This is a genomic window from Longimicrobium sp. (assembly GCA_036389795.1).
GTDB lineage: Bacteria > Gemmatimonadota > Gemmatimonadetes > Longimicrobiales > Longimicrobiaceae > Longimicrobium.
On the sequence record DASVWD010000007.1, the window covers coordinates 39,149 to 51,203 of the forward strand.

Consider the following 12,055-nt stretch of genomic DNA (forward strand, 5'->3'; position numbering starts at 1 on the left):
CGCAATCTACATCTGTACAGCAAAGAAGGGAAGTCAGCCGCCGCCGCCCGTGCCGCCGTCGTCGGCGGGGCCGATGCGGCGGCGGACTTCGTCGAGGAAGCTCAAGGGGAGCAGCGGCTTGATCAGCACGCCCTCGAAGCCCTCGCCGCGCAGCTCCTCGCGGTCGATGGAGAGGGCCATGGCGGTGAGCATCACCACGGGGATGTGGCGGGTGCGCTCGTCTTCCTTGAGCAGGCGGGTGGCCTCGCGGCCGTCCATCACCGGCATGGCCAGGTCCATCACCACCAGGTCGGGGAGGTGCTCGCGCGCCATCTCCACCGCCTCGCGGCCGTTCTCGGCGCCCAGCACGCGGTAGCCGTCGCGCTCCAGCACCAGGAGCAGCGCGGTGCGGTTGTCTTCGTGGTCGTCGGCGAGCAGGACCGTCTTGGGCATCGGGATGCTGGACCGGAAGCCGATACGCACGCACCGCGGCGGAGGGCGCCCGCAGGTCCAGCGAACCTGCCGCCGCCGCGCGCCGCGCGCAAGGCGCCCTCGCGCACCCTCGCGGAGGTTCGGAGCGCCCGGATGTTCGAGACGGAAATCTTGGCGGACCGTCCGCAGTCCGCACCCCCCTCCGGCCCGCGCGAGTGCGCAAGAAGGGCGCCGCGTGGCGCGACACTCCGTTCAGCTTTGCGAGAAAAGCTTACCCGGCAAAGAGATCCTCCTGCACGCCGCCCGGCGCGGGGTAGACCACCGTGGCGTCGGGGAGGACGACGGCGTGCTCGGAGAGCCGCGCCGGGGTGGCGGGGCCGGGGCCGGTGATGTCCCGCACCGGGATGCCGCGGGCCAGGAGCGCGTCGGTGATCAGCCGGCGGTGGCAGCGCCAGGGGACGGCCTCGGCGCACATGATCACCGCCGTCCGCTCGCGCGAGAGGGCGGCCAGGCGGTCCAGGGCGGCGCGGAACGCGGGGGTGGCCATGTAGTCGGCGTAGGCGCGGAAGGCGGCGTGGCGCCAGGCGGTGTTCGGCGAGACGGCGCCCGCTTCGGAGGAGCGGCGCCCGCCCAGCGCCTCGGCGTGCTCGTAGGCGATGCCGGCGGCGGCGAGCGAGGCGGCCAGCGCGGCGCTGCCGAACTGCGGGTGCCGCCGCGAGCCGGGGAAGCGCCGCACGTCCACCAGCAGCTCGATCCCGTGCTCCTCGAGCAGCGCGACGAACTGCTCGATGGTGCGCGTGGAGTGCCCGATGGTGTAGACCGGGCGCGGCGGGGCGGCGTCGGGCGGCATGGGGGGAAGATGCCCGGCCGAAGCGTCGGCGGGCAACCCTCGCCAACTTCCCGGGCGGGAGGGTCCGGCGCGCTTCGACCGGCGACGGCACGGCGGCGGGGGCCCTCACCCGTCGCCTTAGAGCGGCAACCCTCTCCCAACTTCGGGAGAGGGTGGACTTCACGGGCGGGGAATGGGCGGTTTCGTAGGGGCGAGGCCTGCCTGAGGCCTGCCTCGACCGGCGGATGCCGGCATGTGCGCGGTAGGCGGCCTCTTGCGCCGAGGCCGCCTGTGCTCGGACTCGCAGGCTCGCCCCTACGAAAAACCCATTGCCGCGACGCGACCCGCGTGAGGGATGCGCGCCCGACAGGGCCGGGACGCCGCCGCCACACGGGGTATCGTGGGGGCGGTGGCCCGGCGCCGTTGGGCACGGTCGTATCGTGCCCTACGGCGCGCGCAGCCCGGCCCGGAGCGCAGCGGAGGGACACGCCCGGAACTGCAGTGCGAAGTGCGAGGTGCGAAGTGCGCCAACCGGCAGGCTTGTTGCGTTCCCGTGCGCCGCGACCCCAGCACGATGGACGCGAGCAGACGCACCGATGCCTTCGAAGAACGCCGTCCGCAAGCCGAAGCCCACGCCCAGGAAGGCGCCGCCGCCCAACGTGCGCGCCGCCGACGCGGGGCCGGAGCTGATCCCGGCCAGGGGGAAGGCGTGCGAGGTGAAGGTGGGCGGCAAGGCGGTGCGGCTCACCAACCTGCACAAGCCGTTCTGGCCGGAGCTGGGGATCACCAAGGGCGACCTGCTGCGCTACTACCTCGCCGTCTCGAAGTGGCTGCTGCCGCACCTGAAGGACCGCGCGATGGTGATGAAGCGCTACCCGCAGGGGTGGAACGGCCCGTTCTTCTTCATGAAGCGCACGCCCGAGCACGCGCCGCCCTGGCTGAAGACGTGCTCGATCCTGCACAAGTCGAAGAGCGTGATCGACTTCCCGATGGTGCAGGACGTGGCGTCGCTGCTGTGGGTGGTGAACCTGGGGTGCATCGACCTGAACCAGTGGTACGCCACCTGTGACGACTACAACACCCCGGACTACCTGCACTTCGACCTGGACCCCGTCCCCGGCGCGGACTTCGGCAAGGTGCGCGAGACGGCGCTGCTGGTGCGCGACGGCCTCCGCAAGCTGGGGATGAAGAGCTACCCCAAGACCACGGGGTCGAAGGGGATCCACGTGTACGTCCCCATCGTGCGCGGGCCGCACCAGAAGCAGGTGTGGGCGTTCGCCAAGGAGTTCGCCCGCGCCATGGAGGCGCTGCACCCGGACCTGGTCACCGCCGAGTACCGCGTGGCCAAGCGCCCGCCCGGCCGCGTGCTGGTCGACTACAACCAGAACGCCTGGGGGCGCACGCTGGCCTCGGTCTACTCGGTGCGCGCCAAGCCGCAGGCCACGGTGTCGACGCCGGTGACGTGGGAGGAGGTGGAGCGGGGGATCGAGATCGAGGACTTCACCCTGCGCAACGTCCCCGCGCGCCTGGAGGAGGTGGGCGACCTCTACAAGCCGCTCCTGCAGAGCCGCGGCCGCTTCGACCTGCGCACGCTGCTCTGAGGAAGCGGCGCACTTAGCACTTAGCACCTCGCACTTCGCACTTCGCACTCAGGACTGTTCGAATGGACCTGCCGCTGGGCGTGGACTTCGCCCCCATGGAAGCCGACACCGCCGCCAAGATCCCAACGGGCCACGGCTGGCACTACGAGCCGAAGTGGGACGGCTTCCGCTGCCTTGCTTTCCGTGACGGCGGCGAGGTGGACCTGCGCTCGAAGGCGGGGAAGCCGCTGGCGCGCTACTTCCCCGACGTGGCGGAGGCGCTTAAGGAGCTGCGGGCGAAGCGCTTCGTGCTGGACGGCGAGATCGTGGTGCCGGTGGGCGACACGCTCTCGTTCGAGGAGCTGCAGCTGCGCCTGCACCCGGCGGCCAGCCGCGTGGCGAAGCTGGCGGCGGCGCACCCGGCCACCTTCGTCGCCTTCGACCTGCTGCTGGGCCCCCGCGGCGGGCCGCTGGCCGACCTGCCGTTCGAGGAGCGGCGGAAGAAGCTGGAGGACTTCGCGGGGCAGTTCTTCCCCGCGGGCGGGCGCGTCCGCCTCTCGCGCGGGACGACGGACGAGAAGGAGGCCAGGCGCTGGCTCACCGGCGGGCTCGGCGGGCTGGACGGGGTGATGGCGAAGCGCGTGGACGAGCCGTACCGCTCGGGCGAGCGCGTCGGCATGGTGAAGGTGAAGAACGTGCGCACGGCCGACTGCGTGGTGGGCGGCTTCCGCTACGCGCAGAAGGAGCGGATCGTGGGCTCGCTGCTGCTGGGCCTCTACGGCGAGGACGGGCTGCTGCACCACGTGGGCTTCTGCTCGGCGATCCCGCGCGAGGAGCGGGTGGAGCTGACGCCCAGGCTGGAGAAGCTGGTGCGGCCGCCGGGGTTCACGGGGTCGGCGCCGGGCGGGCCCAGCCGGTGGAGCACGGAGCGCAGCACGCAGTGGGAGCCTCTCGCGCCCGAGCTCGTGGTGGAGGTACAATACGACCACTTCAGCGGCGGCCGCTTCCGCCACGGGACCGGCTTCGTGCGCTGGCGCCCCGACAAGGAGCCGCGCCAGTGCCGCATGGAGCAGGTGGCGCGCGAGAGCCGGGCGTCGGCGGGACTGCTGGGGTGAAGCTTTCGGAGCGCTCCGACTTACATTTGCGCCGCCGTTGGAGCCCCCCTCCCCGGCCCTCCCCCCGCTGCGCGGTGGGAGGGAGAACAGCAACACCGCCTTCGAGAGACTTCGGATCGATGCGTGACGTCAGCCGGCGGTCAAGCAGGCGGCAAAGCAGCTTCGCGGCGAGATGACGCAGGCGGAGAAGGTGCTCTGGGAGGGCCTGCGGAAGGGGCGCCTCGACGGGCTGCACTTCCGCAAACAGCATCCGATCCACCGCTTCATCCTCGATTTCTTCTGCGCGCCACTGAAGCTCTGTGTGGAGGTCGACGGGTCGGTTCACGAGCAGCAGCGCGAGCGGGACGAGGAGCGCACCACCCATCTCGCCGCGCGCGGAATCACGGTGCTGCGGTTCACGAACGACGAGGTGCTGAACGACAGGGCGAGCGTGCTGCGGCGCATCCGGATGGAAGCCCGGCGACTCGCGGCGATGGACGCACCCGAAGTGTAGTTCTCCCTCCCACCGCGCAGCGGGGGGAGGGTCGGGGAGGGGGCTTCCCGCGGCCGCGCGAACGTCCGCTCGATGCTCCGATCAAACCCAGCTTGCAGTTCCACACGACGGAACCGATGCCACACATCTTCGGCACGCACGCCGTGGACAACGGCGGGATCGACATGGCGGTGCGCCGGGCCGCCGGCGCGGGGCTCCGCGCGGTGCAGGTCTTCTCCGCCAAGCCTACCTTCTACGGCGACAAGTCGGGGATCAACCCCAAGCGCGTCGAGCGCTTCCGGCAGGCGCTGGAGGAGACGGGGATCGACCCCGCCCACGTGGTGGTGCACGCGGCGTACGTGCTGAGCGTGGCCACGGCGGACCCCGACAAGTGGGCGCGCGCCGCGGCCGGGCTGGCCAAGGAGATGGAGCGCTCCACCGCGCTCGGCGTGGGCGCGGTGTGCTTCCACCCCGGCTCGGCGAGCGACGGCGACACCGCGGCGGCGGCCCAGCGCGTGGCGAAGGCCATCACCGGCGCGCTCGAGGGCGTGAAGGGGAAGACGCGGCTCCTGGTGGAGAACACGGCGGGCGCGGGGAAGACGCTGGGGCGCACCGCGGCCGAGGTGGCCGACATCCTCCGCCACGTCCCCGACGAGCTGCGCGAGCGCACCGGGTACGGGCTCGACACCTGCCACCTGTTCGCGTCGGGGTACGACATCCACGCCTCGCAGAAGCGCTTCGGCGAGATCCTGGACGAGTTCGAGGACGCCGCCGGCGAGCGCCCCGGCTTCTTCCACCTGAACGACAGCGAGGGCGCGCTCGGCAGCAACCGCGACCGCCACGTGCTGCTGGGCGACGGGCAGATCGGCGCGGAGCCGTTCCGCTGGCTGCTGAAGGACAAGCGCAGCCGCGGCGTCCCGCTCATCCTGGAGACGCCGCAGGAGAACTACGACGTGGGGCCCGACGACCCCTCGCCCGACCCGTACGACCTGCGCATGGCGGCGCTCCTGAAGGAGCTGGCGGGATGAGGCCGCGGGTCCTCCACACCCCCTGATCGTCCATGTCCGACGACGAGGTGCGGCGGCGCCGCGAGCTGCGCCGCCGCTTCCTGGAGCTGCTGTACGAGCACTCCGAGCGCGGCGACAGCGAGTACCAGGACGGCTACGAGCTGGCCGCCGGGCTGGGGCTCTCGCGCCAGGACGCCGAGCGCGTGGTGCGCTACCACGAGGACCTGGGGTTCGTGCGCAAGTCGGGGAGCCACGGCCTCACCGTGCGCATCACCGCGCAGGGGATCGACCACGTGGAAGCCGGCGGCGGGGGATGATCCTCACCACGCTGGCCGGGGCGGACGCCTACGCGCGCCTGGCGCCGGGGATCGCCGCGGGGCTGGCCTGGCTGCGCGCCTTCGACCCGGCCACGCCGGACGGGCGGCACCCGGTGGACGGCGACCGCGTGTTCGCGCTGGTGTCGTCGTACGACACCGGGCCGGCCACGGAGCGGCGCTTCGAGTCGCACCGGCGGCACCTGGACCTCCAGTACGTCGCCTCGGGCGCCGAGCGCATCCTGCACGCGCCCGCCGCGGAGCTGGCGGTCGAGACGCCGTACCGCGAGGAGGACGACATCGTCTTCTACGCCGAGCCGAAGGCCAGCAGCTCGCTCCTGCTGCGCGCCGGCGCGCTGGCCGTCTTCCACCCCGGCGACGCGCACAAGCCCGGCTGCATGGCCGGCGGCCGCGACGCCGTGCGCAAGGTGGTCGTCAAGGTGAGGATCGCCCAGTGAGCGACGCCGACCTCCGCCAGGCGCTGCACGAGGCCGTCGGCGATTCCAGCCTCCCGCACGTCCGGAGGATGTCGCTGGCCGCGGCGATCGTCTCGACGGCGCTCGAACGGGCGGGGATGGAGGCGACGCTCGTCGGTGGGAGCGCCATCGAGTTCTACGTGACCGGCAGCTACACGACGGCCGACATCGACTTCATCGTGGAGCGCGCGACCCGCGAGAAGCTGGCGGAGGTGTTCGCCGCGCTGGGGATGCAGCGGAAGGACCGGCACTGGTACGTAGGCGACCTGTACTTCGAGGTGCCGAGCTTCCGGCGCGAAGATCCCGCGCTTACGTTCGAAGTCGGCCCGTTCACGCTCCGCGTCATCGCCCGCGAGGTCGTGCTCGCGGAGCGGATCACCGGCTTCAAGTACTGGAAGTACTGGGGCTACGGCTTGCAGGCGGTGGACATGATCCGCACCTTCCGTCATCTGATCGACGAAGAAGCGCTGCGGAACTGGCTGAAACGCGAACAGGCCGAAGACGCCTACGACCTCCTCTGTGACGTGGCCGATTCGGGCAGGGAGCTCACCGAGCGGGAAATGGGCGAGATCTGGCAGTCCCGCTTCGGTTGACGGAGGGACCATGATCAACCTCGAAGACATCGATTGGTCGCGGCTCCAGGAGATGTGGGACCGCAGCGCCGCCGCCGTCGAGGAGGTGCGCCGCCGTTCCGATCCGACCGGGATGACGCGCCCCGCCCGCGACCCCGAGGAGGCCGCGTTCCTGCGCGAGACGGGGCAGGAGGGGCCGTTCCTGGAGGTGGCGATGCCCGGCTGGCGCGAGTGGCTGGAGAAGCGCGACAAGCCCGCGCGCTGCTACTCGCCGTACTGGAAACCCGAGGACGACGATCCGGCGACGTCCTGAGCCGGCTCCGCGGTCGTAAGGAAACGGGTCGGGCCCCCACGCAGGGAGCCCGGCCCGCTTCGTTCGATCGTCGATGGCGATGACGTTTTCCACCCGCCCTCCACGGCTTACATTGGCGGCTCGCACGTTCCCGTCGACGCCCACCCCCGATCAGCCCGATGCCCGAGCCCACCGCCGACGAGCGCCCGACCGCCAACGCCGCCACGCTGTTCATCATCCGCCTCTCGCTCCTGGCGGGCGTCGCGATGTTCGGCGCCGTGACGTGGTTCCTGTACTCGAGGGGGCGGCAGCCTTCCGCTCCGGACCCGGTGCTCGACTGGGTGGTGATCGGCGTGTGGGCCGCCGTGGCGGTGGGGCTGATGCTGATGTCGCGCCGCTACCGCGCGGCGCCGCGCCGGACCGACCGCGTGACGCTGGCCATCATCGGCTGGGCGTTCGGCGAAGCGGCGGCGATGTTCGGTGGCGTGCACTACTTCATCACCGGCAACCCGCTGCGCTACGGCTACGGGCTGCTGATCTTCTGCATCGCGCTGATGCTCTTCCCGATCCCGCGGGACGAGGACCCGCGGGCGCACCGGTAGGCACGACGAGAGGATCGGCTCCGTCGGTTCCGTAGGGGCGAGCCTGCGAGTCCGAGCGGAGCCGGCATCGGCGCGGGACCCGCCGTCGCGCGCGCCGCCGACACCCGCCGGGCGAGGCAGGCCTCGCCCCTGCGGGTCACGAGCGGCGGGCGAGGGACTCCGCGAGCAGCCGCGTGAGCTCGGGGTCGTCGGCCTTGACGGGGCCCACGTGCTTCCAGAGCACGGTGCCGTCGGGAGCGATCAGGAAGGTGCTCGGCACGCCCACGGTGCCGAAGGTGGAGGCCACGTCGTTGCCCGGGTCGTGCCAGACGTCGTACGTCACCCCGTACTCGACGGCGAACTCGCGGATCGCGTCCTCCATCCCCGCCTCGTCGATGCTCACCCCCACCAGCCTCAAGCCCCGCCCGCCGTTCGCCACGTGCAGGCGCTCGAGGTCGGGGAGCTCCTGGCGGCAGGGCTGGCACCAGGTGGCCCACACGTTCAGCAGCACCGTCTGCCCGCGCAGCCCCTCCAGCGACACGGGCTTGCCGTCCAGCGTCCGCGCCGCGTAGGCCGGCGCCGGGTCGCCCACCTGCGGCGGCCCCTTGCCGCGGATCGCGTCGCACCCCGAGGCGAGCACCGCCAGCGCCAGGGCGGCGGCGAAGACCGGCAGGCGGCGTCTCATCGTCCCTCCTCCAGCGCGGCGGCGGCCGTGTGCACCGCCGAGGGCCTCCCCGGCTCCGTCCAGGCGAAGACGACCTGGCGCCCCACGCGCGTCATGCGCGGGAAGCCGCTGGCCCGCTCCGCGCTGGACGACGCCACCACGCGCGGCGCGCCCATCCGTCCGTCGGCGGCCACGTGGCGGACGCGCACCTCGGCCGCCTTCTCGCCCGTCGCCTCCATCCAGCTCACCAGCGCACCGGTCTCCAGCAGCTCCACGTCCACGCGCCCCAGCGGCTGCCCGCCGTCCACCTGCACCGGCGCGCCGAAGGTGGCGCCCGCATCGTCCGAGAACGCCACCCGCACCCGCGCCGTGCTGTCCGCGCCGGTGAACCACGCCACCGCCACCCGCTCTCCGTCGGCCGACACCGCGGGTCCGTTCACCGGGCAGGCGGGCATCACCCAGCCGTCCGCGTGCACGGGCTTCGGAGCCGTCCAGGCGCCGTTCACCCGCCGCACCGCGTAGATGTCGCGCACCTCGTCGGCCGAGCGGTCGCGGTAGACCACGATCGGCCCCGCCGACGTCATCGCCAGCCCCGTCTGGCAGCAGTCGCAGATGCGCTCGTCCACCGGCCGCTCCGCGCCCAGCGAGCCGTCCGCCGCCAGCGTGGTGCTCACCAGCATCATCTCCTCGGTCGGCTCGCCCCCGCCGGGGCCCCGCGCGTACCTGCGCCCGTCGAGCCAGACGGCGCCCAGCGAGTCGCCCCCCGCCGCCCAGAGCGACGCGAAGCCGTGCTCCGCCGGCACGCCGTCGCGGTGCGGCACCACCCCGGGCGACCAGGTGGCGCCCCCGTCCGCCGACCAGGCGATGCGCACGTCGTAGGCGTACTTGTCGGCGCCGCTCTTCTGCAGCCAGTGCGCCGCCATCCGCCCGCCCGGCAGCACCGCCAGCGACGGGAAGTCGGCCCAGTTCACGAACCAGCCGCCCCCGGCCGCGATGGTGCGCGGCGCCGACCAGCGCCCGCCCTCCAGCACCGAGTAGCGGAGCGCGTGCGTCGAGTCCGGCCCCGGCTCGATCCACGACAGGTAGGCGCGCCCGTCCGCCCCCGTGGTCAGGTTCGGCTCCGCGCTCCCCGCCGCCGCGGGCGAGGCGATCTCGCGCAGCTCCCCCAGCACCGGCCCCGCGCCGCCCATCCCGCAGGCGCCCAGGACGAGCGCGGCCGGGCCGATCGACGCGAGAAGGGCCGCAAATCTCTTCCCCATCTCACTTTCGCACTTTCGCACTTGGCACCTGGCACTGCGGTTTTGGGCGTGTCCCTCCGCTGCGCTCCGGGCCGGGCTGCGCGCGCGGTAGGGCACGATACCACCGTGCCCAACCGCGCCGGGCCGCCGCCGCCACGAAACCCCCGTGGCGGCGCCGTCCCGGCCCTCCGGGCGCGCATCCCTCACGCGAGTCTCGTCGCAGTCCACAATTTCGTACAAGGGGCGAGCCTGCGAGTCCGGACATCGGCGGCGTCGGCGCAAGAGGCCGCCTGCCGCGCACGAGCCGGCATCCAGCGGTCGAGGCAGGCCTCGCCCCTACGGAACTTCGTCCCGCGCGCCGATTCCGTAAAGTACCCTCCCGCACCTCGCACTTCGCACTTCGCACTCCCCCTACCACCCCACCCCCACGTCGACCCCCACGTACACCGACCGCCCCGGCCCGGGCTCGTAGTAGCGCCGCCCGAACGCGTTGATCACCACCGACGAGTTGTACGTCTCGTCGAAGAGGTTGGCGACCTCCAGGTGCGGGGTCGCGCGAAGGCGGCCCAGGCGCAGCGCGCTCCACCCCGCGCGCAGGTCCACCAGCGTGTACGCGGGCGAGTCGAACTCGCCGCCCGCGTCGGTGTCGGCCACGGAGACCGCGGAAAGGCGCCGCAGCTCCACGCCCGCGAAGGGCCCGCGCTCCGCCGCCCAGGAGAGCGCCGCGTCCCAGCGGTGCGGCGCGATCCCCGGGACGCGGTTCCCCTCCAGGTTCGTGGTGTCGTCGACGAAGTAGCGGTCGAAGCGCGCGTCGGTGTACGTGTACGCCAGCCGCACGGTGACGTCGCGGACGGGCTCCGCGCGGGCGGCCGCCTCCACGCCGCGGTGCGTGGCGCGGCCCGCGTTGCGGAAGAACTGGCGCCCGGGCGAGCCCTCCACCTCGAAGGGGATCAGCGCGTCGCGCACCCGCGCGCGGTAGGCGGCCAGCTCCAGCCACGCCGGGCCCAGGCGCGCCTTCGCCCCCGCCTCGTACGAGGTGGTGCGCTGCGGCTCCAGCTCCGGGTTGAAGCCGCCCACGCCCGTGGGCCGGTTCGCCAGCTCCGTGGTGGTGGGCGTCTCGAACGCCGTCGCCAGGTTGGCGTAGAGCGAGAGGCCGCGCGCCGCCTCCACGCTCACCCCCAGCGTGGGGCTCCACGCGTCCATGGTGCGCGAGCCGGAGTCGTCCGGGTTCTCCGCCGTCACCAGCCGGTCGTCCGCCTCGAAGCGGAAGCGGTCGTAGCGCAGCGCCCCCAGCACGTCCACCCGCCCGAGCGCCAGCGTGGCCTCCGCGAAGCCCGACGTGGCCAGCACGCGTTCCAGCTGGTCCAGCACCAGCGCCCCGCGCGCGCCCTGCTGCAGGTCGAAGTTCCGCCGGTCGTCGCGCTGCATCTCGGCTTCCGCGCCCACGGCCCAGCGCAGCGCCTCGCCGCCGAGCGCGCCGGAGAGGGCGGCCCGCGCGCCCCCCGCCCGGCGGTCCAGCTCGATCAGGCGGCGGGGGATCGGGTTGTCGAGCGAGCGGGCCAGCACGTGGGCGCTCACCTCCAGCGCGCCGGGGCCCGCCGCCCGCTCCCAGGTGACGCCGAGCTGCCCCTGGCGCCCCTCCTCGCCCGTGTCGTCGGCCAGGTTGGGCGGCGCGGCCTGCGTGCGGTCCTCGTCGAGCAGCGCCCGGGTGAGGCCGCCCGGGTTCTCGGCGTCGTAATGGACCGCGGTGAAGGAGAGCCGCACGTCGTCGCGCCCGCGCCGCCAGCCGAGCGTGGCGCCGCCCAGCGTGTTCGCGGCGGACTGGTGCTCGCGGAAGCCGTCGTACTCCAGCCGGGTGACGCTGGCGCGGTACGAGAGCGGGTCCGCCATCCCCCCCGCGCTCCCCTGCATGCGCAGCAGCCCGTCGGCCCCGCCGGTCGCCCGGTACTCGGCGGCGATGGGGACCGGCGGCGGGGCGAAGGTGGAGAGGCGGATCACCCCGCCCGAGGCGTTGCCGTAGAGCGCCGACGCCGGCCCGCGCACCACCTCGGCGCGGGCGACGGAGCCCACGTCGACGTGGTTGAGCGTGGTCTGCCCGTCGGGCATGGTGGCGGGGAGGCCGTCCACCAGCACGCGCACGCCGCGCACGCCGAACTGCGCCCGCGCCCCGAAGCCGCGCACGGAGATCCGCTCGCCCAGCGCGTAGTTGAAGCGGTTGTCCACCTGCAGCCCGGGGACGCCCGCCAGCGCCTCGTCGAGCGCCAGCCCGGGCGCGGCGCGGCGCGTGGCCTCGTTCCCCGCCACGCTCACCGCGTACGGCGCGCGGAGCGGGGGGAGCGGCGTGCGGAGCACCCGCACCTGGAGCGTGTCGATCGGGAAGACGCGCGCGGTGTCGGTGCGCTGCGCCATCGCCGGGACGGCAAGCAGCGAGAGCGCGCCAGCGAGCGCGAGGGAGCGTCGGACGTGAGCGGGCATGGTGGGTGGTGGACGGAGCGTGGGACGAA

At 73.3% G+C, this 12,055-nt stretch carries 13 protein-coding genes and 1 pseudogene; 9 read left to right on the top strand and 5 right to left on the bottom strand.

Annotated elements, in window-relative coordinates:
- Positions 1–33: 33 nt before the first annotated feature.
- Positions 34–432 (bottom strand): response regulator, encoded by a 399-nt coding sequence (locus tag VF746_00720; GenBank protein ID HEX8690933.1) that lies wholly within the window; start codon positions 430–432, stop codon positions 34–36.
- 250 nt (positions 433–682) lie between these two features.
- A complete protein-coding gene (locus VF746_00725; GenBank protein HEX8690934.1) occupies positions 683–1,261 on the bottom strand; it encodes a DUF488 domain-containing protein in 579 nt (192 codons plus the stop codon).
- 575 nt (positions 1,262–1,836) lie between these two features.
- Between VF746_00725 and ligD the strand changes: the two genes are divergently transcribed.
- The 9 genes and pseudogenes from ligD (at position 1,837) to VF746_00770 (ending at position 7,670) form a co-directional block, all read left to right on the top strand.
- A complete protein-coding gene (gene ligD, locus VF746_00730; protein HEX8690935.1) occupies positions 1,837–2,841 on the top strand; it encodes a non-homologous end-joining DNA ligase in 1,005 nt (334 codons plus the stop codon).
- A gap of 62 nt (positions 2,842–2,903) precedes the next feature.
- Complete coding sequence (locus tag VF746_00735) at positions 2,904–3,935, top strand: ATP-dependent DNA ligase (GenBank protein ID HEX8690936.1); 1,032 nt, start codon at positions 2,904–2,906, stop codon at positions 3,933–3,935.
- Positions 3,936–4,086: 151 nt separating this feature from the next.
- Positions 4,087–4,428: pseudogene (locus tag VF746_00740) on the top strand (endonuclease domain-containing protein).
- 116 nt (positions 4,429–4,544) lie between these two features.
- Complete coding sequence (locus VF746_00745) at positions 4,545–5,435, top strand: deoxyribonuclease IV (protein HEX8690937.1); 891 nt, start codon at positions 4,545–4,547, stop codon at positions 5,433–5,435.
- A 32-nt stretch (positions 5,436–5,467) separates the two neighbouring features.
- On the top strand, positions 5,468–5,731 hold the full coding sequence (locus VF746_00750) for a hypothetical protein (protein ID HEX8690938.1): 264 nt from the start codon (positions 5,468–5,470) through the stop codon (positions 5,729–5,731).
- On the top strand, positions 5,728–6,186 hold the full coding sequence (locus tag VF746_00755) for a YhcH/YjgK/YiaL family protein (GenBank protein HEX8690939.1): 459 nt from the start codon (positions 5,728–5,730) through the stop codon (positions 6,184–6,186). The genes VF746_00750 and VF746_00755 overlap by 4 nt, the downstream gene beginning before the upstream one ends.
- Positions 6,187–6,254: 68 nt before the next feature.
- Entirely contained in the window at positions 6,255–6,797 is a 543-nt protein-coding gene (locus VF746_00760) for a hypothetical protein (GenBank protein HEX8690940.1), read from the top strand.
- 10 nt (positions 6,798–6,807) lie between these two features.
- Positions 6,808–7,089 carry a hypothetical protein gene (locus VF746_00765; protein ID HEX8690941.1) on the top strand — a complete coding sequence of 94 codons (282 nt, stop codon included), beginning with the start codon at positions 6,808–6,810 and terminating at the stop codon, positions 7,087–7,089.
- Between the two features lie 158 nt (positions 7,090–7,247).
- Positions 7,248–7,670 carry a hypothetical protein gene (locus tag VF746_00770; protein HEX8690942.1) on the top strand — a complete coding sequence of 141 codons (423 nt, stop codon included), beginning with the start codon at positions 7,248–7,250 and terminating at the stop codon, positions 7,668–7,670.
- A gap of 136 nt (positions 7,671–7,806) precedes the next feature.
- Here the strand turns inward: VF746_00770 and VF746_00775 are convergent, their stop codons facing one another.
- The 3 genes from VF746_00775 to VF746_00785 all read right to left on the bottom strand — a co-directional run.
- Positions 7,807–8,334, bottom strand: coding sequence for a TlpA disulfide reductase family protein (locus VF746_00775; GenBank protein HEX8690943.1), 528 nt, complete (start codon positions 8,332–8,334; stop codon positions 7,807–7,809).
- Positions 8,331–9,572, bottom strand: a complete 1,242-nt coding sequence (locus VF746_00780) for a sialidase family protein (protein HEX8690944.1) — start codon at positions 9,570–9,572, stop codon at positions 8,331–8,333. The genes VF746_00775 and VF746_00780 overlap by 4 nt, the downstream gene beginning before the upstream one ends.
- 390 nt (positions 9,573–9,962) lie before the next feature.
- Positions 9,963–12,055, bottom strand: a 2,093-nt coding sequence (locus tag VF746_00785) for a TonB-dependent receptor (protein HEX8690945.1), incomplete at its 5' end; no start/stop codon positions are given.